Here is a 23,339-nt window from a genome sequence, read left to right on the forward strand (position 1 = left end):
ATATGCGATAATGATCGCAGAATTTAAACTTATTTTATTCTTTTGAGTTATTTTATGGAAAATATCGATATTCGTGGGGCCCGAACCCATAACCTGAAAAATATAAATCTAACTATTCCACGCAATAAACTTGTAGTAATTACTGGGCTTTCAGGTTCGGGAAAATCCTCTTTAGCGTTTGATACACTTTATGCGGAAGGGCAGCGCCGCTATGTTGAATCTCTTTCAGCATATGCACGTCAGTTTTTATCTTTAATGGAAAAGCCTGATGTGGATTCTATTGAGGGACTTTCCCCTGCAATTTCGATTGAACAAAAATCTACTTCACACAATCCACGTTCTACGGTGGGAACAATTACGGAAATTTACGATTATTTACGTTTATTGTTTGCTCGAGTAGGTGAACCGCGTTGTCCAGATCATGATGTTCCATTAACGGCACAAACGATTAGTCAAATGGTGGACAAGGTATTAAGTTTGCCAGAAGACAGCAAGATGATGTTACTTGCGCCAGTTGTCAAAAATCGAAAAGGTGAACATGTTAAGATTTTAGAAAATATTGCTGCACAAGGTTATATTCGTGCGCGTATTGATGGCGAAATTTGTGATTTATCTGATCCACCAAAATTAGAGTTACAGAAAAAACATACTATTGAAGTAGTGGTTGATCGCTTTAAAGTGCGGCCAGATCTAGCAACACGTTTAGCCGAATCTTTTGAAACCGCATTAGAGCTTTCAGGTGGCACCGCGATTGTGGCAGATATGGATAATCCGAAAGCGGAAGAATTAGTTTTTTCGGCAAATTTTGCTTGTCCACATTGCGGTTATTCTGTGCCAGAATTAGAACCTCGTTTATTTTCCTTTAATAATCCAGCCGGAGCTTGCCCTACTTGTGATGGGTTGGGTATGCAACAATATTTTGATGAAGATCGTGTGGTGCAAAATCCAACTATTTCCCTTGCTGGTGGCGCGGTAAAAGGTTGGGATCGTCGTAATTTCTATTATTATCAAATGCTCACCTCATTGGCGAAACATTATGATTTTGATGTTGAAGCGCCCTATGACTCTTTGCCAAAGAAAATTCAACACATCATTATGCATGGCTCAGGCAAAGAGGAAATTGAATTCCAATATATGAATGATCGTGGCGATGTGGTTATTCGCAAGCATCCTTTTGAAGGTATTTTGAATAATATGGCTCGTCGATATAAAGAAACGGAATCAATGTCGGTGCGAGAAGAATTGGCGAAAAATATTAGCAATCGACCTTGTGCAGACTGTGGCGGATCTCGTTTACGACCAGAAGCGCGTAATGTGTATATTGGGAAAACGAATTTACCAATGATCGCGGAAAAAAGTATTGGTGAAACGCTCGAATTTTTCACCGCACTTTCTCTCACTGGTCAAAAAGCGCAAATTGCAGAAAAAATTCTTAAAGAAATTCGTGAGCGTTTGCAGTTCTTAGTCAATGTTGGTTTGAATTATCTTTCTCTTTCTCGTTCTGCAGAAACCCTTTCAGGTGGTGAAGCACAACGTATTCGCCTTGCTAGTCAAATTGGTGCGGGGCTTGTTGGTGTAATGTACGTATTAGATGAACCTTCGATTGGCTTGCACCAACGTGATAATGAACGCTTACTTAACACGTTAATTCATCTGCGTAATCTTGGTAATACGGTAATTGTTGTTGAGCACGATGAAGACGCGATTCGTGCGGCTGACCATATTATTGATATTGGACCTGGTGCTGGCGTGCATGGCGGACAAGTTATTGCGCAAGGAAACGCTGATGAAATTATGCTAAATCCAAATTCCATTACAGGAAAATTTTTATCGGGCACAGATAAAATCGAAATCCCGAAAAAACGCACCGCACTTGATAAGAAAAAATGGCTCAAACTTAAAGGGGCATCAGGGAATAACTTAAAAAATGTAAATTTAGATATTCCCGTTGGTTTGTTTACTTGCGTAACCGGTGTATCAGGCTCAGGAAAATCAACACTCATTAATGATACTTTATTTCCACTTGCGCAAAATGCATTAAATCGAGCAGAAAAGACGGATTACGCACCTTATCAATCTATCGAGGGATTAGAGCATTTCGATAAAGTTATTGATATTAACCAAAGTCCGATTGGACGCACGCCACGCTCAAATCCAGCGACTTATACAGGCTTATTTACCCCGATTCGTGAACTTTTTGCAGGAGTGCCAGAAGCGCGTGCGCGTGGTTATAATCCGGGGCGTTTTAGCTTTAACGTACGTGGTGGACGCTGTGAAGCTTGTCAGGGCGATGGTGTACTCAAAGTTGAAATGCACTTTTTACCCGATGTTTATGTCCCTTGCGATCAATGTAAAGGTAAACGCTATAATCGCGAAACCTTAGAAATTCGTTATAAAGGTAAAACGATTCATCAAGTTTTAGATATGACGGTGGAAGAAGCTCGCGAGTTTTTTGATGCGATACCAATGATTGCAAGAAAATTACAAACCTTGATAGATGTGGGATTGTCTTATATTCGATTAGGTCAATCTTCCACAACACTTTCAGGCGGTGAAGCGCAGCGCGTTAAGCTAGCTACGGAGCTTTCTAAACGTGATACGGGTAAAACCTTGTATATTTTAGATGAGCCGACGACTGGTTTGCATTTTGCTGACATTAAGCAATTACTGGAAGTACTGCATCGATTACGCGACCAAGGAAATACTATTGTCGTCATTGAACATAATCTTGATGTGATTAAAACGGCAGACTGGATTGTCGATCTTGGCCCTGAAGGCGGAAGCGGTGGCGGGCAAATTATTGCGACTGGCACGCCTGAAGAAGTCGCTAAAGTTGAAGGATCTCATACGGCCAGATTCCTTAAACCAATTTTGGAAAAACGTTAAGAAAATAACCGCACTTTGATCTGACGTGCGGTTATTTTTTGATATATTTCTAGCAGAAATTTATCTTTTTGATTCTTATTGTGATTTGTTTGATGTAATGAGGTTATTTAGTATGTGCACGTTTTACAAATAAGAAAGATAAGCTGAATGCCACAACAAACGAAATAACCATTCCTATGCTGTACATTGCTAAACTGTCTGGTTTGATAGATGGGATACCTAAGAAACCAGCGGCACCCAATGCAATCGCTTTTACGTTAAAGAATGCAATAAATGCACTAGCTAACCCAGAACCAATCATCGCAGCAATAAATGCTTGGCGGTAACGTAAATTTATGCCAAACATAGCGGGTTCTGTGATACCTAATAATGCAGAAATACCTGAAGGTACAGCTAATCCACGAATTTTGGCATCTTTTAATGCTAAGGCTACACCTAAACAAGCTGCACCCTGTGCAATGTTTGACATTGCTGCAATCGGGAAGATGAATGTTCCCCCAGTTTGTGTGATTTCGGCAAGCAATTGAGTTTCTACTGCGATAAAGGTTTGATGCATACCTGTAATGACAATTGGTGCATATAAAGTACCGAAAATCGCTCCACCAAAGAAACCTAATGTATCATATAACCAAGCTAATCCGGCTGAAATAAGAGAGCCTGCCTCTCGACCAAATGGACCAATTACCGTAAATGCAAGGAAACCCGCAATAAAAAGTGAAAACATTGGGGTGATTAAGTTATCTAAATAAGATGGTATAAATTTACGGAAATTCTTTTCTAATGTTGCTAATACCCAAGCCGAGATAATTGTTGGAATAACTGTTCCTTGATAGCCAACTTTTTCAATTTCAAGACCAAATACATTCCAGTATTTAATATTTCCTTCCATCAATGTTTTTGCATAATTCCAGCCATCAGATAATGAAGGATGGACTAAAAGCATACCTAATGCTGCGCCTAAGAAGGGATTTCCACCAAATTTACGTGTTGCTGAAAAACCAAGTAATACAGGTAAGAATACAAACGGTGCATTTGCAATTGTATTGATGAAATCAACTAAATCAGATATTTCAGGATACTTTGTGACAACAGAATGATTATCCCAAAAGAAACCGATAGAGGTTAGCATTGAATAAAGTCCCATTAATAGACCTCCAGCAACGATAGCTGGAATAATTGGGACAAAAATATCGGCTAAACCTTTTACTATCCGTTGTAGTAAATTCTGTTGGCCTAAGGCAGCTTCTGCAACTTCAGCTTTACTTACATCACCAATACCAAGTTGTTTAGTAAGTTGTTCATGAACTTTATTGACCGTACCTGAGCCAAAAATAATTTGGTACTGACCCGCCACAGAGAATTGGCCTTTTACCCCTTCAATTGCTTCTATACCTTCTTTATCCACTTTGCTTTCATCGTTTAATACGATACGTAAACGTGTTGCACAGTGAGCTGCTGTAGCAATGTTATTTTTACCACCAAGTTTTTCAATCACTTGTTCAGCTATTTTTGGGAAGTTCATAGATTTCTCCTCATTTAAATAGAAATGGCGCGATTTTAGCCGAAAGGATTAAAACAGGCTAGAGTGAAATGATCCTATAAAGGGAATTTTATTGTTATAAAGGAACAAAGCTGATAGTAAGTAATCATATAATGTAATTAATAATTATCTCGCTTTTTTATTAATCCATTTAATCCTAACAAGCCTAAGCTTAGCCAAATAGGAACGTAGGTGAAGTAGTCACTTATCGTCATTGGAATATTTAAAATAAATACTGCAATTAAAAATAATAAGACTGGTTCGATATAGCTTAATACGGCAAAAATACTAACAGGAATTTGCTGGCTAGATTTTAAATTTGCAGAAAGTGAAACTGCACTGACAATTCCTAGTGCTGGTAATAAGTACCAGTAGTGAAAATTATGAAGAATCAAAGACAAACTATCGCTTTGGTAAGATAAATAAATGACAGAAGGAATGGATATTAAGATTACATCAAGGGTGATGCCTTGCAAGGCAGGAATTTTCATGGCTTTTCTACTTAAATAATAGAAGGGATATACTGCACAAACCCAAAGGCTTGTCCATGAAAAACTTTGTGTATGCCAGAGTTCATGGAATACACCACAAGCGGCAAGTAATAAAGCAATTTTTTGAGTGGATGATAATTGTTCCTTAAGCCAAATTCTTCCAAATAGAGCCATCACAAGCGGAAAAAGGAAGTATCCCATAGCAATATTTACACCTTCGTTATTAAGCGGAGCCCACATAAAGAGCCAAAATTGGCTTCCTGCATCAAATGTACCGAGTAAGAAAAGTATCCAACGTTTCCAGTTATAGCCAAGTATGTTGGTCATTAAATGTAAAATTGATTTACAACCAATTGTTGGAAATAAAATCAATAATAGACCAAATATCATTGTTACCATTCGCCACGCGAAAACGTCAGTTCCACTTAATGGTTGTAACCATAAGCTGAATAAATAAAGGACACCAAATAAAAGTTGAGAAAAGATGCAAAGCAATATGCCTTGAGTCATTAATTTCATTGAAAACTCCATCATTGAAGATGAAATTATTATAGGTTGTTATAGAAATAAAAATTCTCAATTTATGAAGCTTTGTGATAAATTTTATCTATTTAGCCAGATTTGTGAGAAAAATTTTTATGAATTCCCTTGATAAATTAGATCGAGATATTCTAAATGCATTACAACAAGATGCAACAATACCTTTAAAAGAATTGGCTGTAAATGTTAATAGTTCTATTGCAACTTGCCAACGACGAATTCAATTTTTAATAGAAAAAGGCGTGATAACTAAACAAGTGGCTATTGTTTCTCCTAAAGCTGTAGGACGGACAATTAGTGTATTTGTGATGGTGGAAATGAACAATCAACATTCTTATTATCAAGAGCAGTTTGAGCGTAAAATGAGACAAGAATCAGATGTTGTCAGTTGTTATGAAATTTCTGGAGATTATGATTTTATGTTGCTATTACATGTTAAAGATATGGAAAGTTATCATGCATTTACTCGTCGTGTTTTAACAGGTGAGTATCATGTGCGTACTTTCAAAAGTTTATTTGTAATGAATTTTACAAAGGCGGATAGTGGTATTGTGTTATAAAGTGCGGTGAAAAATCACCGCACTTTGCAATTATAATGCTAAGGCTTTGTCGTTTGTTTTAAACAAAAATAGCCGATGATGGCAGAAATAGTTGATCCTAATAAAATACCTAATCTTGATAGAGTATTTATAGTTTCACCTGCGCCAGCCTCAAATGCAAGGCTTGCGAGAAACATTGACATTGTAAAGCCAATTCCACACAAAAGCGCAACGGCAAAAATTTGTTTAAAATTAACTCCGTTAGGTAATTTGGCTAAACCTAATTTTACGGAGATATAGCTAAAGCTAAAAACACCTACTGGTTTGCCTATAATTAAGCCAAGTGCAATAGCTAATAATAACGGGGAAGAGAGCATTGTGAAATTGAGTCCTTCAAAGCTTACTCCAGCATTAGCAAAAGCAAATAGAGGCAGAATAATAAATGACGACCAAGGTGCGAGGATATGTTCAAAATCATGTAGTGGTTTTTCACCATTTTTCCCATTCAATGGGATACAAAAGCCAATAATTACGCCAGCTAATGTTGCATGAACACCTGATTTTAAAACAGAAGCCCATAAAATTGCGCCAACAACCATGTAGGCACATAGTGCAGAAACTTTGAATCGGTTTAATAAAACTAATGCAATAATAGCGATAGCTGAAAAGAAGAGTGCTTGCACGCTTAATCCATGTGAAAAGAATAGGGCTATGACAACGATAGCACCTAAGTCATCTATAATAGCGAGCGCTAGCAAGAAAATTTTGAGTGGAAGTGGAACTTGTTTACTGAGCAATGCCATAATGCCAAGAGCAAAGGCTATGTCTGTTGCCATAGGAATCGCCCAGCCATTCACTAAACTAGGATCTTGTTTAGCAATGAACCAATATACGATAGCAGGAATAATCATTCCTCCTATTGCGGCTATAGCAGGGAAAATAGCTTGTTGATAGCTAGAAAGTGAGCCTTCAAATAATTCTTTTTTGACTTCCATACCGACCAATATAAAAAATACAGCCATAAAGCCATCATTGATCCAATGAATTAATGTTTTATCGATTACAAAATGGCCAATTTGTATGCTTACGGGTAAATTTAAGAAGTTATTATATTGTTCACTTAATGGTGAATTGGCCAATAACATTGCAGCTACAGCAGATAAAAGTAATAAAATTCCACCGGCAGATTCTAATTTTAAAAATCGCTGGATAAGTTGTAACACGTAATCCCCCTTCAAAAATCAATAACAAAAAATTAACAAAGGACTCATACTAGCATATTTTTATATGAAATGGGGAATGAGAGAAAGATTTTGCCAGCATTTTGTATGAATTGCTGATAACATGAATTATATTGTGATGAATATCTCATTTTTCGTATTATTAAATAGGGATTTTATGTGCATTGTAATAAATTATTGTAGAATGCACGCCTTTTTATTTTAGGGTTAGAAATTATGTTTTCACGTAAAGATATTATTGTTTTGGGGATGATGATCTTCGCTTTATTTTTAGGGGCTGGGAATATTATTTTTCCACCAATGGAAGGTTTTACTGCCGGGTACAATTGGGCTAGTGCTTCTTTTGGGTTTGTATTAACTGGTGTTTTTATGCCTTTTATTACATTGGTTGTTGTTTCTATTTTAGGGCGAGGTGAAGAATTAACGAAAGATTTACCTAAATGGACAGGGACTGCTTTTCTTGTTATTTTATATTTAACAATTGGTTCTACCTTTGCCATGCCGCGAATTACAAATGTTGCTTATGAAATGGCATGGTTACCTTTAGGATTGATGGAGGATAATTCAACAGTTAGATTTGTTTTTTCTCTTGTTTTTAACTTAATCGCGATGGGATTTATGATTCGTCCAAACACGATTATTTCAAGTGTAGGTAAATTTATGACACCTGCATTATTGGTGTTATTAGTTGTGGTAGCGGTGACAGTTTTTATTTCTCCATTATCTGAGATTCAGGCTCCCACGAAAGCTTATGAGTCTGGTCAGGCTTTATTCATCGGTTTAACAAGTGGTTATCAAACTATGGATGTGCTTGCCGCTATTGCATTTGGCGGAATTGTCTCACGTGCACTTGCCGCAAAAAATGTAGTTCATACAAAAGATATTGTGAAATATACCATTTCAGCAGGTTTTGTTTCAGTCATTTTGCTTGCTGGATTATACTTTTCACTCTTTTACCTTGGTGCAACAAGTGCCTCGGTTGCTGAAGGTGTAACAAATGGTGGACAAGTTTTCTCACGTTATGTGGGGGCATTGTTTGGTTCAGCAGGTACTTGGATTATGGCGGGAATTATCGTACTAGCAAGTTTAACTACTCTTGTTGGTGTAACGAGTGCTGCAGCTGATTATTTTGCGAAATTTTCAGTACGTTTTTCTTATCCGTTTTGGGTAGCAATTTTTACTGCAATGACAATCACTGTTTCTCAATATGGTTTAACTGATTTACTTCGTATTACGATTCCGGCCCTATTATTGATCTATCCTATAGCGATTGTATTAGTGTTTTTGCAATTTTTACGTGATAAATTACCATCAATAAAATTGACTTACTATAGTTCTTTAATTGTCACGCTATGCTTTAGCTTATGTGATAGTTTAAATAATGTACAAATGTTACCTGAAAGCATTAACATATTATTGAAAAATTTTCCTCTTTCATCAGAAGGAATGGCATGGTTAGTGCCGGCATTCGTGATGCTTGTAGTGAGCATTTTTATAGGAAAGTTATTTACTAACATTAAAAAATAAAGTTGCGGCATTTTTTAGCCGCATATCTTTATAATCTAGTTTTTTCTCCGCCAAATTCACCTAATAAATTTTCGGTGAGTTTGGCTAAAATACCTGTCATCAGTACAAAATCTGCATCGAAACGCTGTGCAAAATCTTCTTTCAGAATATCATCATTTTTTTCGCGTACACTATCTGCAAATTTTAAACGTTTGAGGCTGCAATCCTCGTTAAAAACGAAAGTTAAGGTATCTTCCCATTCTAAGGCTAATTTACTTACTACTTTTTTGCCATCTTGCAGAAGAGCGAGAATTTCTTCATTTTCTAAGGGTTGTTTTTTACAACGGATAACGCTATCTTCCTGACTGCCGCGAAGCTCGGCTTCTTCTAATGCAATTAACCAATGCGGTAAGCTATCTTGAACTATCCAATTCGTTAAAATCGTGCAGGGTTCATTCGCGAAGGCTAAAGGCATGACAGGGAGCGAACCTAAGGATTTGCGCAGTAATGCGAGCGCATCTTCCGCGCGTTTACTCGATGCGGCATCAACATGAATAAGATTATTTTCCGTATCAATCCATAGCGCCGTATGCTGATTTTTACTAAACGCACGAGGTAATAAATTCATCACGACATCATCTTTTAATGTTTGTTTTTCTACCTTTTTAAGTTTACGATTTTCTTTTTGTTCAAGGCTTTCAATGCGTTCATCTAATTCACGTTTGACCACATTTGCCGGCAAGATTTTTTCTTCTTTTTTCGCCACTAATAGAATTTGCTTTCCTACAGAAAAATAGAGTAAATCACTTCCTCGTAATGGGGCTGACCAGCCAAATTTACTTTGATCTTGGGCACCGCAAGGATGGAATTGACAATCTTCCAGTTGAGTTTGTAGCTGTGCAAGATCCCAATCTAGCGGTTTAGTTAGTCTATAAGTCATTAAATTTTTGAACCACATCGTAACACTTCCTTCAATATAGGGTAGAATGTGCGGCATTATAGCCCATAAAAGTAGGAAAAACGATGCAACACAAATTGATTGCCTTTATTGGCGGCGGCAATATGGCGCAGGCTATTATTCTTGGCTTGTTGAAACAAGGTTATCCTGCCGAGCAAATTATTGTGAATGATCCGAATCAGGAAAAAAGAGTATTCTTTGCCAATCTTGGTGTGGCAACTTCAGAAAATAATATGGAAAGCGTAATCAAAGCGGAAGTTGTGTTGCTTGCGGTAAAACCTCAAATGATGGCTGATGTTTGTTCGCCACTAAGTGCGGTGGATTTTTCCGATAAATTGTTAATTTCCATTGCTGCGGGCATTTCAACTGAACGCTTGAACGCATTAATTCCAAGTATAAAATCGATAGTACGTGTCATGCCAAATACGCCCGCATTAGTGGGGAAAGGCATGGCGGGGTTATTTGCACCGAAAAATACGAGTGAAAATTACCGCACTTTTGCACAAGATTTATTGGGATCTGTGGGAAGAACCGTTTGGGTGGATGATGAAACTCAAATGCACGCAGTAACTGCTGCTTCAGGAAGTAGTCCTGCTTATTTCTTTTTGATGCTGGAAGCGATGCAGCAAGCTTTAATCAAAATGAATATTGATGAAAAAACTGCGCGTGAATTAGTGCAGCAATCGATGCTTGGTGCAGCAAAAATGGTGGCAGAAAATCCGCAAATTGCGCTTTCAACTTTGCGTGAAAATGTCACCTCGAAAGGGGGCACTACTGCGGCGGCATTAGCGGTATTTGACGCACAACATTTTAATCAAACAATAGAGCAAGCCATGCAAGCTTGTTTGTCTCGTTCACAAGAAATGGAAACTTTATTCTGATGCAAGTTCGTCCTTTTTATTGGCTCGCACTGAGCTTTCTTGGTTATTACTGCGCTTATGGCGTATTTTTGCCGTTCTTCCCAGCATGGTTGAAATCACAACAATATGGTGAAGAAATGATTGGTTTAGTTATCGGGAGTGCTTATATTTTCCGATTTGCGGGCGGATTATTTTTTTCCTCGCTGATTAAAAAAGCGAATCATATTATTAGTTCCTTACGTCTATTGGCGTTAGCATCGGCCATTATTATGGCGGCTATGAGTTTAGTTGCGCATAATTTTTGGTTGTTGTTTATTGCTATCGGTTTGTATGCTTCTGTGAATTCAGCGGGAATGCCGATTGGGGATTCATTGGCATCCACTTGGCAACGCCAAATCGGCTTGGATTACGGCAAAGTGCGTTTAATTGGCTCTTCAGCCTTTATCCTTGGCGTAATGGTGTTCGGTGGCATGATTGGCTGGGTTGGTGAACAAAACATCGTGTGGATTTTGACCGCACTTTTATCCTTCTACACCATTATTCAGCTTTTAAAACCAACCATTCCCCCAAAAGATGAAATACCTGAAGATGGCACTCAAAATAATATTGGTTTTATTGCTTTACTGAAAAATCCCATTACATTGCGTGTCATGATTGCAGTAGGGCTGATTCAAGGCTCTCATGCGGCTTATTATGTTTATAGCACGATTTATTGGACAAGTATTGGGATCTCCGTTTCTCAAACTAGCTTGCTTTGGGGCATTGGCGTATTAGCGGAAATTGTATTATTTTTCTTTTCTCGTCGCTTATTTCAAAATATTTCTATCAGTGTGCTACTTTATATTTCTGCGCTTGCGTGCATCGGACGCTGGGCTGTAATGGGATATATTGAAGATTTTTGGTTGATATTCTTATTGCAACTTATGCATAGTTTGACTTATGCCGTGTGCCATTATGCTATTGTTCGCTATATCACTACGCAACCGCAAAGTCATATTGCGAAGTTGCAAGGTTTGTATAATGGTTTATCGAATGGGGTGCTCATTGCCATTTTCACTGCGATTGCTGGCATGATTTATCCAACGTCACCGGCGATGACATTTGTATTTATGAGTATCATTGCAGCTGCAGCATTTTTTGTGATTCCTCGTAAGTTAAATGCCTTTTTGATTGTTCAGCATAAATAGGATGCATCGCTTGCCTTGTAGAAAAGTAATATGAAAAATCTAGCGCTCATTGATTTGTTTCTTAACGAATATTGGATTGAAAAAGGGCTTTCAGAAAATACCGTTCAATCTTATCGTTTGGATTTAACCGCACTTTGTGATTGGTTGGATAAAAACGGCTTGTCTTTGGAAACTTTAGATGCTGTTGATTTGCAAGGTTTTCTGGGGGAACGTTTGGAGAAAGGTTACAAAGCCACGAGCACCGCGCGAATGTTAAGTGCGATGCGTAAACTTTTCCAATATTTATATCGGGAAAAATACCGAGTGGATGATCCAAGTGCGGTGCTAAGTTCGCCTAAATTACCCAGTCGCTTGCCAAAATATTTAACTGAGCAACAAGTGTCTGATTTGCTCAATACGCCAGATGTGGACGTGCCTTTGGAGTTACGCGATAAAGCAATGTTAGAGTTGCTTTATGCAACGGGGCTTCGTGTCACGGAGTTAGTTTCGCTGACGATTGAAAACATGAGCGTGCAACAAGGCGTGGTGCGAGTGATTGGTAAAGGGAACAAGGAACGTATTGTGCCAATGGGGGAAGAAGCTGCCTATTGGGTTCGTCAATTTATGCTTTATGGTCGCCCTGTTCTCTTAAATGGGCAGAGTTCTGATGTTGTGTTTCCAAGTCAGCGCGCACAGCAAATGACTCGTCAAACTTTCTGGCATCGTGTAAAACATTATGCCATTCTTGCAGATATTGATGGTGATGCACTTTCCCCTCACGTTCTTCGCCACGCTTTTGCCACCCATTTAGTGAATCACGGTGCGGATTTACGTGTGGTGCAAATGTTGCTAGGGCATACAGATTTATCCACAACACAGATTTATACTCATGTGGCAAAAGAGAGATTGAAACGATTGCATGAAAGATTTCATCCTAGAGGGTAATTAAAAACGCGTAGTGATGAAATAAACTGTTTTAAATTATTCCTTTATCTGAATATTTTATATTAATCTTCAGGTAAAGCATTTAGAACTGCTTTCACTAAAGTTGCTAGTGGAATGGCAAAAAATACGCCCCAGAACCCCCACAATCCACCGAAAATTAATACTGAAATAATGATTGCTAATGGATGTAAGTTTACTGCCTCAGAGAATAAATAAGGAACAAGTAAATTGCCATCTAAAAGTTGACTTATGGCAAAAGCAATGATGATATACCAAAATGTTGGGCTTACACCAAATTGGAATAATGCGACTAAGGCAACAGGAATGGTGACAAGCACAGCTCCAATATAAGGCACTAACACTGAAAGCCCTACAGCAAATGCTAAGAGAAGTGGATAATTCAAGCCAAAAATAAGAAAAATAATATAAGTAATTAAAGTTACAATCAAAATTTCTAATAATTTACCATGAATATAATTAGAAATTTGTTGTTGCATTTCCGTCCAAACCTTGGAAGCTAAATGACGGTTTCTTGGCAGAAATCGGCTCACTCCTTGTAAAAGTTCTTTTTTATCTTTTAACATGAAGAACATCATTAGTGGTACTAAGAAAGCATAAATACCGAGAGAAACTAAGTTCATAATTGATGTTAAAGACAGTTTCACCACCGATTCACCAAAACCAAGAATTTTTTCTCGTACGGAATTAAAAATAGAATCTACCATAGAATAATCAATGAGTTCTGGATAATGCTCTGGTAGATTAAGTAACCATTCATTGAGTTTATTAAACATCGCAGGTAAATCACTTAATAAGGAAATACTTTGATTCCAAAGCATTGGCACAAGAATTAAAAAGAATATGGTAGCGATACTGATAAAACTACCAAAGACAAGAATAGTGGCCATGATCCTTGGAAAGCGTAAACGTAAGTTTAAGAAACGAATTGGCATTTCGAGTAAATAGGCTAATACGATAGCAATAAGCAGCGGTGCGATTAGATTTCCAAAAAAATAAATAGCAAGGAAGCCAAACAATAAAATAGCAAGTAATCCCATTGTTTGAGGATCGCTTAATCGGCGTATGTACCAATTTCTCAACATTTCTAACATAGTACTTCTCAATGAATATTTTGGGTTATTATAAGTGAAATTATTTGTTGTTTATAGTTGGCACTTGACTAATCTTTTAGATTCTTTAACACTCCTACCTAGATTTTGTTATTAAAACAAAATTTGTGTGGTATTTTGGTTATGACTAAATTTTGTATAGCAAGTGCGGTTATTTTTTCTTAATTTCGGAGCAAAATATGTCAGGTATTTTTACTCAAAGCCCTGCAAATCGTCGTCGTTATGGTGTAGCTATTTTTGTCGGCATCATCGCAGGAATTATTTCTGCATTTGTAAAATGGGGAGCTGAGCATCCATTTCCACCACGTAGCCCAATTGATTTCTTTGCCGCAGCTTGTAAAGTGGATGTGACAGGTTTAAGTCAAGACCAGATTCTTTCTGTATGCTCACGTGCATTTCTAAATCCACCACATGTTTTTTTACGTGATTATATTGGTATTGACCCGACTCAAGCTGCATTTACATTTTCGGATCATGCATTTAACTGGATTGGTGTCACGCATATTATTTTCTCTTTAGTATTTGCTATTGGTTATTGTATAGTTGCAGAACGCTTCCCTAAAATTAAATTTTGGCAGGGTATCGGAGCTGGTATTATTGCCAATATTTGTGTTCACTATATTACTTTCCCTGCATTAGGTTTAACACCGCCAGTTGCAGAGTGGCCATTATATGAACATATTTCAGAATTAGTGGGACATATTTTCTGGTTCTGGACTATTGAAGTGATTCGTCGTGATTTACGTAATCGCATTACAAATGAACCAGACGCAGAGATTCCATTAGGTCAGGTACGTTAATTTCTCTAGCTAATATGAAGATAACTGCATATTAGGAAACTAAGTGCAGTTATTTTTTTCATTTTAAATAGAATATGAATAATATATTTAGTATTTTTTGTGTAATCGAAAGATAAAATTTTAAGCGTTGTAAGTTTTTAATATTGGTGGGTCGTGAAGGATTCGAACCTTCGACCAACGGATTAAAAGTCCGCTGCTCTACCGACTGAGCTAACGACCCAATTAGATGATTTTAAAGTAAATTTTAAAATCTTTGGATTGGTGTTTAAATGGTGCCCGAAGCCAGACTTGAACTGGCACGCCTCGAAAGGCGAGGGATTTTAAATCCCTTGTGTCTACCGATTCCACCACTCGGGCATATAGACAACTAACATTTGCGTATTATGGAGGCGTGTCCCGGAGTCGAACCGAGCTACATGGATTTGCAATCCAGTGCATAACCGCTTTGCTAACACGCCACGAATTGGAGCGGGAAACGAGGCTCGAACTCGCGACCCCGACCTTGGCAAGGTCGTGCTCTACCAACTGAGCTATTCCCGCATTCGCTGTTAGTGGTGCGCATTTTACGGAAATTTAAAAAGCTGTCAATCATAGAGTAAAAAATTTTTTTTAACCGTTTAAAAAAGATTCACTTTGTTTAAATAATTCTCACAAAATGATGAATAAATAGAAATTTATTCAATAATATAATTTCTGCTTTTATCACTTTCCCCTTTATGCCAAAATGTTCAGCTGTATTTTATAGCATGAAAGTGCGGTGAATTTTTATTGTTTTTAGAGGATGTTATGATACAACAATATGCAATTGATACCTTATTAGCGCAAGCTGGTAATCGAAGTGATAAGCGAACTGGTTCAGTTTCTGCGCCAATTTTTCTTTCTACGGCTTATGGGCATCATGGAATTGGTGAGAGTACAGGGTTTGACTATACGCGGACTAAAAACCCAACTCGTACAGTATTAGAAGAAACGATAGCTAAATTAGAGAATGGAGATCGTGGCTTTGCGTTTTCTTCTGGTATGGCTGCCATTCAAGTTTTGATGACGCTTTTCACCGCACCAGATGAATGGATCGTTTCTAGCGATGTGTATGGTGGTACTTATCGACTATTAGATTTTTCTTATAAAAATAACAATAGTGTAAAACCTGTTTATGTCAATACAGCATCTGCTTATGAAATTGAGGCGGCAATTAACCCAAATACAAAAGCGATTTTTATTGAAACCCCATCAAATCCTTTAATGGAAGAATGTGATGTGGTTGAAATTGCAAAACTTGCGAAAAAATATAATTTGATGTTGATCGTGGATAATACGTTTCTAACGCCTGTGCTTTCTCGTCCGTTAGATTTAGGTGCGGATGTGGTAATTCACAGCGGGACTAAATATATTGCTGGTCATAATGATGCACTTGTTGGTTTAATCGTTGCAAAAGGGCAAGAACTTTGTGATCGCATTGCTTATATTCAAAATGGTGCGGGTGCAGTACTTTCACCTTTTGATTCTTGGCTGACTATTCGCGGTATGAAGACCCTTTCTTTGCGCATGAAACGCCATCAAGAAAATGCACAAGCCATCGCGGAATTTTTAAAAGTTCAACCACAAGTGGAATCGGTGCTTTATCCAAATAAAGGTGGGATGTTGTCTTTCCGTTTGCAAGATGAAGCTTGGGTTAATACGTTCTTAAAATCCATCAAATTGATTACTTTTGCAGAAAGTCTAGGAGGCACAGAAAGTTTTATTACTTATCCAGCAACGCAAACCCATATGGATATTCCGGAATCTGAGCGTGTAGCCCGTGGAATTACGAATACCTTGCTGCGTTTTTCAGTCGGTATTGAAGATGTAGAAGATATTAAGGCTGATTTATTACAGGCATTTTCTAATTTGAAATAATAAGAATAAAGTGAGATTTTACTTGCTATTTAGTTTTTGACAATTAAAACAATAAGTTTACATTTGTTAAAACAGTGTTATTCTTCATTTCACTAGTAAATCAAAAATGTTCTTGTGTTGAACATTATTCATAAAATAAGGAAATAAAAATGAGCGAAGTATTACATATTAATGATGCTGACTTTGAAAGTATTGTTGTGAATTCAGATATCCCTGTATTATTAGATTTTTGGGCACCGTGGTGTGGTCCTTGTAAAATGATTGCGCCTGTTTTAGATGAGCTTGCTCCTGAATTTGCAGGTAAAGTAAAAATTGTAAAAATGAATGTGGATGATAACCAAACAACGCCGGCACAATTTGGTGTTCGTAGTATCCCAACATTATTATTGATCAAAAATGGTCAAGTTGTTGCTACTCAAGTTGGGGCATTACCAAAAACACAATTGGCAAATTTTATTAATCAACACATTTAATTTTATGTTCTATAAAGCCATACAGTTACAAATTGTATGGCTTTTTTATATCACCTATCATTTTAATTTGAGTGGTTGTTTGTTGTAGTTATTTTATGATGGCTGGGTTGAGCGTTCTGTTTTCCAGTTTGAAGATCATAATGAGGAAGTAAGAAATAGCACAAACGACAAAAGTCTAAGACATTAAGATATTTATTTTTTCATGTAAGATTTTAATGTTTGTTCCACTTCATAAATCCAATCCAACTCATGCTGCGTGAAACCTGCTTGAATACGAGCATCGGTATTAATGACACCTTTAAAAATCACAATACGATATTTGTGTAAAAGCTCTGTAAAGCATTTCATCGCATCCAAACCACGTTTTTTAGAAAGGGCGTGATACCAATGATTGCCGATATACACATGGCCAATTTCATCGCGCAAAATAATATCCAAAATATTCACCGCGGCGAAATCTTTACGTTGTGCGATTTTCTCTTGCAGAACAGGTGTTGCATCGAGACCTCTTGCTTCTAATACACGAGGAACTAACGCCATTCGTTCCCAAATATCGTGTGCGGTGGCTTGCGCCATTTCCCATAATCCAGCATGACCTTCAAAATCACCATATTGATAGCCCAATGTTTTCAAATGTTCATTGAATAAGGAAAAATGCGTGCTTTCTTCACGAGCGACACGCAGCCAATCTTTCACAAAAGCCAAACCTTCGCCAAGTTCTTCTTGTGCATTACGCCCGAATCGCCAAGCCGCATCTAAGCCTAAATTAATCGCATTAAATTCAATATGTGCGATTGCGTGCAATGTGGCAGCATAGCCTTCTTCTGTGGCAAAAGAACGTTTTGGCACATCTTTTGGTGCAACTAAGAGCGGTTTTTCAGGAAAAGCAGCAATATTATTTTGCGGCACGACTTCAGGAAAATCTTCTAATTTAATCAATTGAATTTGTGGCAGAAGATTATCGTAGAGATCATTAACTAAACTACATTTTTCTTGTGGATTCGCTGTTTTTAGTGCGATTTCAACTTGTTGCCAAAATTGTGTAATAAGTGCGGTCATTTTTTCTCTCTTATTCGTTAAAACGGATCAAGCCTTCTTGTTGTGTTGTCGCGATTAATTGACCATCTTGCGAGAAAATCTGCCCGCGTGCTAAGCCACGGCCTCCAAACGCATTATTGCTTTCAATTGCGTGCAAATGCCAGTGATTTAAATCAAACGGACGATGGAACCAAATACTATGATCAATGGTTGCTACTTTCATTCCTTTTTGTAAAAAGCCTTTTTCATGCGGATGAAGTGCGGTCAAAATACAGTGAAAATCGGAAAAATAAGCCAATAAACATTGCTGAATTTTCATATCAAGCGGCGTTTCACTATTGGTTTTAAACCAAGAATATTGTTCGGCTGGCAATTTTGTCCCATTAAATGGATTATTCAAATATTTGGTACGTACCTCAAATGGACGCTCTGCCGAAAATTTTTCATTGAGTGGTTCTGGCAAGGTTTGAGCCACTTTTTGTAGCATTACATTTTCATCTGTAAAGTCTTCAGGCGTGCCAACATTTGGCATCGTATTTTGATGTTCAAAACCTTTTTCTGGCACTTGGAAAGAGGCGGTTACATGACAAACGGTATTTTTATGTTGAATGGCTTTTACGCGTAATGCAGAAAAATTACGCCCTTCACGCAAGGTTTCCACATCGTAAATAATCGGATATTGGCTGTCTCCTGGAGCAAGGAAATAGGCATGACAAGAATGTAAAATGCGATCTTCTGGCGCCACTTGCATTGCTGCTGATAATGCTTGAGCCACAACTTGCCCGCCAAATACTTGGCGAAAACCTAAATCTTGGCTTTCACCGCGAAAGATTAAATCATCAATTTTTTCAAGTTTAAGAAGATTAATGAGGTTATTGAGAATATCTGACATATTGCTTTCCTTGAAGAGACGATAAAAGTGCGGTTATTTTAGCGGAGATTTTGGGGAATGCCAAAGTTAGCAATAATTTTAAGATAGAAGTAAAAACTTAATTTTAATCCCTTTGGAACAGGGCAATGTCTTTCAACTAGGCCAATACATAAATAATTAATGCCCTATGTGTTATTTATAGGGCTATTTTCTCTTTAAACAGTTATAATTAGAAACTTTAACAATGATTTTGAATATTTACGAAAATATGGATAAAAATACAATCTTTGCTAAATTATTTAGAATGACCCCTTTTTCTTATAATGTAGAATTATTCATTGATTACATGAAAGAGCAAGGTTATTCAATCACAAAATCCCAAGTAAACTGTTGGCAACGTAAAGTCGGTAGTGATAAATCTCGACCTGTACCCGATTTTGTTTTTACTATGATATTCAATTACATCCATGACAACAAAATTGAAGTAGCAGAATTTCTTAAGTCGAAAGACATTGCCCTATTCGAAAGGGATTGTGAGGTAGATAGAGATTTATTATTGATAAAAATATCGAAAAGCTAATAGGAGTAATATAGGCGTAATAAAGGGCGTATTGCACGCCCTATTATTTTCAAAAAATGTACTAAGTTATCGGCTAAATTTAGCCGCACTTTTATAAATGTTTCACTCTCCGTTTCACTTCTTCCTGTTTTCCCGCATTAAATGGGCGGGCATCAGGGCTGCCTAGATAGCCACATACGCGGCGAGTGACAGACACTTTTGTGCTATCGTGATTGCCACATTTTGGGCAAACAAAACCTTTGCTGGTACATTCAAACTCGCCAGTGAAACCACATTCATAACATTCGTCAATCGGTGTGTTTGTGCCGTAGTAAGGCACGCGATCGTAGCTATAATCCCACACATCTTCCAATGCTTTTAAGTTGTGTTGAATATTTGGATATTCACCGTAGCAAATAAAACCACCGCTGGCGAGTGGGGGATATGCCATTTCAAAATCCAGTTTGTCGTAAGGATTCACTTTCTTTTCTACATCTAAGTGGTAACTATTTGTGTAGTAGCCTTTATCCGTTACGTCTTCAATCACGCCAAATTTTTTGGTGTCTAGACGGCAGAAGCGGTCGCATAAGTTTTCGCTTGGCGTGGAGTAAAGGCTGAAGGCATAGCCAGTTTCTTTTTGCCAGCGTTTAACTGCCTCGCTAAGGTGGTGAACAATTGCAATGCCTTTTTCACGTAATTGTTCATCATCAAAAATATGCCCTTTTTTATACAGTGCATTAATGGTTTCGTGAATACCGATATAGCCGAGCGAAATAGAGGCGCGTCCATTTTTGAAAATTTGTGCCACATTTTCATCCGCTTTTAACCGTACTCCGCATGCGCCTTCCATATAAAGAATGGGAGCAACGCGAGCTTTGGTATTTTCAAGGCGGGCAACACGCGTCATTAATGCTTTTTTCGCAATAGCCAAACGTTCATCTAAAGTGCGGTAGAAGTCTTCTTCGTTTTTAGACTCCAACGCGATACGCGGTAAATTCAAACTCACTACACCAAGATTATTACGTCCATCATGAATTTCACGTCCGTTTTCTTCGTATGCACCTAGAAAGCTACGGCATCCCATTGGGGCTTTAAAAGAGCCCGTGACTTTGACAACCTGATCGTAATTGAGAATATCTGGATACATACGTTTTGATGCACATTCCAATGCGAGTTGTTTGATATCGTAATTCGGATCGCCTTTAGTTTGGTTCAAGCCTTTTTTGATGGTGAAAACAAGTTTTGGAAATACTGGCGTTTTATGATTTTTTCCAAGTCCACGAATCCGATTTTTCAAAATAGCTTGCTGAATTAAGCGGGATTGCCAGCTTGTACCTAAACCAAAACCAAAGGTAACAAATGGTGTTTGTCCATTCGAAGTATGCAGTGTATTGACTTCATATTCTAAAGATTGGAAGGCATCGAAACATTCTTTTTCAATTAATGCTTTTGCATAACCTTCAACATCAGGCACATTCCATTCTTGGGCATGTTTGAGGTGTTTTTCGTAACTGATTTGTACATAAGGGGAAAGTACTTCATCAATTCGATTAATGGTTGTGCCGCCGTAAATATGGCTGGCAACTTGGGCAATAATTTGTGCTGTCACTGCTGTTGCGGTGCCAATGGATTTTGGCGGTTCGATTTCCGCATTGCCCATTTTAAAACCACGAGAAAGCATCCCTTTTAAATCAACTAACATACAGTTAAACATTGGGAAGAACGGCGCGTAATCTAAATCGTGATAATGAATTTCCCCTTTTTCATGAGCCTCCACCACATCGCGTGGAAGAATATGGTGTTTGGCATAATGTTTTGCCACAATACCAGCAAGCAAATCACGTTGTGTTGGAATCACTTTCGCGTCTTTATTGGCGTTTTCATTAAGTAATTCGACGTTGCTTTGTTCAATCAAACCTTCAATTTCTTTTGTTAACTGACTACGTTTTTCACGGGCTAAATCACGATCATGACGATATTCGATATACGCACGAGCAACCTCGGGATAACGACTTGCCATCAATTTATCTTCAACGATTTTTTGAATCTGATTAATATCAATCTCGCCTTGATGATGGGTGAAAATTTCATTTCCTACTTCTTGCCCAATTTGGTGGCAATAAAATTCATCGGAAATATTGACCGCACTTGCGGCTTTTTTAATGGCATTGATGATACGTTGAATCTCAAACTCTGCACGAGAACCATCGCGCTTGATGACCCCAAAGTTACTCATGATATAGCTCCAATATATAGTGTTTTTGAAATGCGGAGTGCACTATATATAGATCTAAAAAGATAATCAACACACAATATGTAGTGTTTTTAGGCGTTTCATTGCAAGAGAATTTTGTTAGAGATTGATTTTATTAGAAAAATATCAAATTAAGTTGTTGAGAACTTTTCTCAAATATTTTTTGATTTTGTGAGCGAGATCAAAGTTTTGACTGAGGGAATAGATTACTGAATGACTTCGTAACAATTTAAAATGATTTGTTTAAATTTTTCGCTAGTTAATGACCAATCTACAAGATCAACGCGCCAAGGCAAGTCAGATTCGGAAAAGGCATCAACTAGATCGGCGTGAGTTTGTAAATTAAGCGGGGTGTTTGTTATGATGGCCAAATCTAAATCTGAATAGGGTTTTGTCGTGCCTTTAACACGTGAACCAAATGCCCAAACAGAATGTTCGGGCACATAGCGTTGCAAAATTGCTTTGATAATCTCAAGCTCTTGACTAGAAATGATAAGCATCTAATTTCTCTTGTAGAGCCTGTTGTAAAAATTTGGCTTCTTGTAAAAATTCAGGTATGCCAGATACAACCTGAATGGCAGTTTCTTCATCGTAAGTGTGGCTTGTACGGCTTCGCATATCTCGAAATTTTCGCCAATATGTCCAATCTCTCATTAATAGATTTTTTTCATTTCCTAATCGGATGATATTTTGAAAAGTCATTTCATCAAATTCATCAGGGTTAGCGGAGGTTTTTTCTAAATAACGTTTAAGGATTTTATGGCTAATTTCATACGTAAATTCAAAGCGTTGAACCAAACCATCGCGAATTTGAATATCAGAAATGTCTTCTTGATAACGAATTAGACCCTCTTCTAACCGTAAAATAGCCTTTTTTAAAGGTGTGAGATCGAAATCAACCATTGCGGATCCTTATGGAGTGATTGGTAAAAACGGCCGAAAAATCGACCGCTCTTTTTTATCTTATGGCTTAAGCGGCCACCATTACCATCGCTGGGCGAATGACTCGACCATTTAAGGTGTAGCCTTTTTGCAATACGACGCTAATTTGATTGGTTTCAAAGCCTTCAGCAGGCTGCATTGAAATGGCTTGATGTAAATCAGGATTAAATGCTTCACCGACAACCCCCACAGCTTCTACACCAAAACGACCAACGGTTGAAACTAATTCTTTTAAGGTCAGTTCTACGCCGTCAAATAAGGCTTTTACGCTTTCATCTTCTTTATTTGCTGGAGTGGCAAGTGCACGCTCTAGGTTATCGATAGTATTCAAAATGTCTTTTGAGAATTTTTCTAATGCGAATTTATGTGCTTTTTCTACGTCTTGTTCAGTACGACGACGAAGATTTTCAATTTCAGCACGAGAGCGAAGTAAAATATCCTGTTCTTTGTTTGCCGCTTCTTCTATTTGAGTTTTTAGCTGTTCTTCAAGCTCTTGCACTCGCGCAATAGCTTCTTCTAAAGGATCAAGTTCTTGAGAAGGCTCTGTTTGTTGTGTTTCTTCCACAACAGCGTCTTCTTGCTTTTCTACTTCTGGGGTTTCAATTTTTTGTTCTTGTTCTGACATTTTTTTCTCCGTAAATACAAAATTCGCCATAGTCGTTATCTATAGTCTAACAAAAAACTATATAATGACGAAAATGTTA

At 37.6% G+C, this 23,339-nt stretch carries 20 protein-coding genes and 4 tRNA genes; 9 read left to right on the forward strand and 15 right to left on the reverse strand.

The features are described from left to right. Positions 1-54 precede the first annotated feature (54 nt). A complete protein-coding gene (gene uvrA, locus FE813_RS05915; protein WP_139989850.1) occupies positions 55-2,886 on the forward strand; it encodes an excinuclease ABC subunit UvrA in 2,832 nt (943 codons plus the stop codon). A gap of 103 nt (positions 2,887-2,989) precedes the next feature. Here uvrA and FE813_RS05920 read toward each other — a convergent pair whose 3' ends face one another. Beyond that, positions 2,990-4,408, reverse strand: coding sequence for a sucrose-specific PTS transporter subunit IIBC (locus FE813_RS05920; protein ID WP_139989851.1), 1,419 nt, complete (start codon positions 4,406-4,408; stop codon positions 2,990-2,992). A 137-nt stretch (positions 4,409-4,545) separates the two neighbouring features. Further along, positions 4,546-5,436 carry an EamA family transporter RarD gene (rarD, locus tag FE813_RS05925; protein ID WP_180978692.1) on the reverse strand — a complete coding sequence of 297 codons (891 nt, stop codon included), beginning with the start codon at positions 5,434-5,436 and terminating at the stop codon, positions 4,546-4,548. Positions 5,437-5,555: 119 nt separating this feature from the next. Between rarD and FE813_RS05930 the strand changes: the two genes are divergently transcribed. Continuing rightward, complete coding sequence (locus FE813_RS05930) at positions 5,556-6,017, forward strand: Lrp/AsnC family transcriptional regulator (RefSeq protein WP_048954187.1); 462 nt, start codon at positions 5,556-5,558, stop codon at positions 6,015-6,017. A 38-nt stretch (positions 6,018-6,055) separates the two neighbouring features. Here FE813_RS05930 and nhaA read toward each other — a convergent pair whose 3' ends face one another. Continuing rightward, positions 6,056-7,219, reverse strand: coding sequence for a Na+/H+ antiporter NhaA (gene nhaA, locus FE813_RS05935; protein ID WP_139989852.1), 1,164 nt, complete (start codon positions 7,217-7,219; stop codon positions 6,056-6,058). 234 nt (positions 7,220-7,453) lie between these two features. On the opposite strand from nhaA, the gene brnQ reads away from it, so the two are divergent. Further along, positions 7,454-8,764 (forward strand): branched-chain amino acid transport system II carrier protein, encoded by a 1,311-nt coding sequence (gene brnQ / locus FE813_RS05940; RefSeq protein WP_139989853.1) that lies wholly within the window; start codon positions 7,454-7,456, stop codon positions 8,762-8,764. 28 nt (positions 8,765-8,792) lie between these two features. Here brnQ and rdgC read toward each other — a convergent pair whose 3' ends face one another. Beyond that, positions 8,793-9,701 (reverse strand): recombination-associated protein RdgC, encoded by a 909-nt coding sequence (rdgC, locus tag FE813_RS05945; protein ID WP_139989854.1) that lies wholly within the window; start codon positions 9,699-9,701, stop codon positions 8,793-8,795. 65 nt (positions 9,702-9,766) lie between these two features. Between rdgC and proC the strand changes: the two genes are divergently transcribed. From proC to xerD, 3 genes are read left to right on the forward strand one after another with little or no spacing between them, the layout of a single operon-like run. Then, positions 9,767-10,582 carry a pyrroline-5-carboxylate reductase gene (proC, locus tag FE813_RS05950; protein WP_139989855.1) on the forward strand — a complete coding sequence of 272 codons (816 nt, stop codon included), beginning with the start codon at positions 9,767-9,769 and terminating at the stop codon, positions 10,580-10,582. Beyond that, complete coding sequence (locus FE813_RS05955) at positions 10,582-11,748, forward strand: 3-phenylpropionate MFS transporter (RefSeq protein ID WP_139989856.1); 1,167 nt, start codon at positions 10,582-10,584, stop codon at positions 11,746-11,748. Before proC ends, FE813_RS05955 begins: the two co-directional genes overlap by 1 nt. Before the next feature lie 30 nt (positions 11,749-11,778). Continuing rightward, complete coding sequence (gene xerD, locus FE813_RS05960; RefSeq protein WP_139989857.1) at positions 11,779-12,672, forward strand: site-specific tyrosine recombinase XerD; 894 nt, start codon at positions 11,779-11,781, stop codon at positions 12,670-12,672. 62 nt (positions 12,673-12,734) lie between these two features. Here xerD and FE813_RS05965 read toward each other — a convergent pair whose 3' ends face one another. Then, positions 12,735-13,784: an AI-2E family transporter gene (locus FE813_RS05965; protein ID WP_139989858.1), complete on the reverse strand. Its 1,050-nt coding sequence runs from the start codon at positions 13,782-13,784 to the stop codon at positions 12,735-12,737. Positions 13,785-13,981: 197 nt separating this feature from the next. On the opposite strand from FE813_RS05965, the gene FE813_RS05970 reads away from it, so the two are divergent. Further along, positions 13,982-14,602 carry a YagU family protein gene (locus FE813_RS05970; RefSeq protein ID WP_139989859.1) on the forward strand — a complete coding sequence of 207 codons (621 nt, stop codon included), beginning with the start codon at positions 13,982-13,984 and terminating at the stop codon, positions 14,600-14,602. Positions 14,603-14,746: 144 nt separating this feature from the next. Here FE813_RS05970 and FE813_RS05975 read toward each other — a convergent pair. The 4 genes from FE813_RS05975 to FE813_RS05990 all read right to left on the reverse strand — a co-directional run bounded on the left by FE813_RS05975 (position 14,747) and on the right by FE813_RS05990 (position 15,142). Then, positions 14,747-14,822, reverse strand: a tRNA-Lys gene (locus FE813_RS05975). Between the two features lie 50 nt (positions 14,823-14,872). Then, positions 14,873-14,959: transfer RNA gene (locus FE813_RS05980), tRNA-Leu, on the reverse strand. A 27-nt stretch (positions 14,960-14,986) separates the two neighbouring features. After that, positions 14,987-15,060: transfer RNA gene (locus tag FE813_RS05985), tRNA-Cys, on the reverse strand. 6 nt (positions 15,061-15,066) lie between these two features. Continuing rightward, a tRNA-Gly gene (locus FE813_RS05990) sits at positions 15,067-15,142 on the reverse strand. 246 nt (positions 15,143-15,388) lie between these two features. On the opposite strand from FE813_RS05990, the gene FE813_RS05995 reads away from it, so the two are divergent. Both FE813_RS05995 and trxA read left to right on the forward strand, forming a co-directional pair. After that, positions 15,389-16,498 (forward strand): methionine biosynthesis PLP-dependent protein, encoded by a 1,110-nt coding sequence (locus FE813_RS05995; protein WP_139989860.1) that lies wholly within the window; start codon positions 15,389-15,391, stop codon positions 16,496-16,498. A 149-nt stretch (positions 16,499-16,647) separates the two neighbouring features. Beyond that, positions 16,648-16,971, forward strand: coding sequence for a thioredoxin (gene trxA, locus FE813_RS06000; protein WP_048954178.1), 324 nt, complete (start codon positions 16,648-16,650; stop codon positions 16,969-16,971). Positions 16,972-17,163: 192 nt separating this feature from the next. Here the strand turns inward: trxA and FE813_RS06005 are convergent, their stop codons facing one another. The 6 genes from FE813_RS06005 to grpE all read right to left on the reverse strand — a co-directional run bounded on the left by FE813_RS06005 (position 17,164) and on the right by grpE (position 23,260). Then, a complete protein-coding gene (locus FE813_RS06005) occupies positions 17,164-18,030 on the reverse strand; it encodes a ferritin-like domain-containing protein (protein WP_139989861.1) in 867 nt (288 codons plus the stop codon). A gap of 10 nt (positions 18,031-18,040) precedes the next feature. Beyond that, entirely contained in the window at positions 18,041-18,901 is an 861-nt protein-coding gene (gene tesB / locus FE813_RS06010; RefSeq protein ID WP_139989862.1) for an acyl-CoA thioesterase II, read from the reverse strand. 650 nt (positions 18,902-19,551) lie between these two features. Continuing rightward, the gene (gene nrdD / locus FE813_RS06015; RefSeq protein ID WP_139989863.1) at positions 19,552-21,675 is read right to left on the reverse strand and encodes an anaerobic ribonucleoside-triphosphate reductase; all 2,124 of its coding nucleotides are present in this window, start codon (positions 21,673-21,675) and stop codon (positions 19,552-19,554) included. Positions 21,676-21,899: 224 nt separating this feature from the next. Next, entirely contained in the window at positions 21,900-22,193 is a 294-nt protein-coding gene (locus tag FE813_RS06020; RefSeq protein ID WP_111696527.1) for a nucleotidyltransferase family protein, read from the reverse strand. After that, on the reverse strand, positions 22,177-22,596 hold the full coding sequence (locus FE813_RS06025; RefSeq protein WP_139989864.1) for a nucleotidyltransferase substrate binding protein: 420 nt from the start codon (positions 22,594-22,596) through the stop codon (positions 22,177-22,179). The genes FE813_RS06020 and FE813_RS06025 overlap by 17 nt, the downstream gene beginning before the upstream one ends. A 67-nt stretch (positions 22,597-22,663) precedes the next feature. Beyond that, the gene (grpE, locus tag FE813_RS06030) at positions 22,664-23,260 is read right to left on the reverse strand and encodes a nucleotide exchange factor GrpE (RefSeq protein WP_048954173.1); all 597 of its coding nucleotides are present in this window, start codon (positions 23,258-23,260) and stop codon (positions 22,664-22,666) included. Between the last annotated feature and the right edge of the window lie 79 nt (positions 23,261-23,339).

Source organism: Haemophilus seminalis (assembly GCF_006384255.1).
Taxonomy (GTDB): Bacteria; Pseudomonadota; Gammaproteobacteria; order Enterobacterales; family Pasteurellaceae; genus Haemophilus; species Haemophilus seminalis.

Excerpts from the sequence above, each read along its gene's own strand:
- uvrA (WP_139989850.1), top strand. The coding sequence starts at position 55 with ATGGAAAATATCGATATTCGTGGGGCCCGAACCCATAACCTGAAAAAT.
- FE813_RS05920 (WP_139989851.1), bottom strand. The coding sequence starts at position 4,408 with ATGAACTTCCCAAAAATAGCTGAACAAGTGATTGAAAAACTTGGTGGT.
- rarD (WP_180978692.1), bottom strand. The coding sequence starts at position 5,436 with ATGAAATTAATGACTCAAGGCATATTGCTTTGCATCTTTTCTCAACTT.
- FE813_RS05930 (WP_048954187.1), top strand. The coding sequence starts at position 5,556 with ATGAATTCCCTTGATAAATTAGATCGAGATATTCTAAATGCATTACAA.
- brnQ (WP_139989853.1), top strand. The coding sequence starts at position 7,454 with ATGTTTTCACGTAAAGATATTATTGTTTTGGGGATGATGATCTTCGCT.
- rdgC (WP_139989854.1), bottom strand. The coding sequence starts at position 9,701 with ATGTGGTTCAAAAATTTAATGACTTATAGACTAACTAAACCGCTAGAT.
- proC (WP_139989855.1), top strand. The coding sequence starts at position 9,767 with ATGCAACACAAATTGATTGCCTTTATTGGCGGCGGCAATATGGCGCAG.
- FE813_RS05955 (WP_139989856.1), top strand. The coding sequence starts at position 10,582 with ATGCAAGTTCGTCCTTTTTATTGGCTCGCACTGAGCTTTCTTGGTTAT.
- xerD (WP_139989857.1), top strand. The coding sequence starts at position 11,779 with ATGAAAAATCTAGCGCTCATTGATTTGTTTCTTAACGAATATTGGATT.
- FE813_RS05965 (WP_139989858.1), bottom strand. The coding sequence starts at position 13,784 with ATGTTAGAAATGTTGAGAAATTGGTACATACGCCGATTAAGCGATCCT.
- FE813_RS05970 (WP_139989859.1), top strand. The coding sequence starts at position 13,982 with ATGTCAGGTATTTTTACTCAAAGCCCTGCAAATCGTCGTCGTTATGGT.
- FE813_RS05995 (WP_139989860.1), top strand. The coding sequence starts at position 15,389 with ATGATACAACAATATGCAATTGATACCTTATTAGCGCAAGCTGGTAAT.
- trxA (WP_048954178.1), top strand. The coding sequence starts at position 16,648 with ATGAGCGAAGTATTACATATTAATGATGCTGACTTTGAAAGTATTGTT.
- FE813_RS06005 (WP_139989861.1), bottom strand. The coding sequence starts at position 18,030 with ATGACCGCACTTATTACACAATTTTGGCAACAAGTTGAAATCGCACTA.
- tesB (WP_139989862.1), bottom strand. The coding sequence starts at position 18,901 with ATGTCAGATATTCTCAATAACCTCATTAATCTTCTTAAACTTGAAAAA.
- nrdD (WP_139989863.1), bottom strand. The coding sequence starts at position 21,675 with ATGAGTAACTTTGGGGTCATCAAGCGCGATGGTTCTCGTGCAGAGTTT.
- FE813_RS06020 (WP_111696527.1), bottom strand. The coding sequence starts at position 22,193 with ATGCTTATCATTTCTAGTCAAGAGCTTGAGATTATCAAAGCAATTTTG.
- FE813_RS06025 (WP_139989864.1), bottom strand. The coding sequence starts at position 22,596 with ATGGTTGATTTCGATCTCACACCTTTAAAAAAGGCTATTTTACGGTTA.
- grpE (WP_048954173.1), bottom strand. The coding sequence starts at position 23,260 with ATGTCAGAACAAGAACAAAAAATTGAAACCCCAGAAGTAGAAAAGCAA.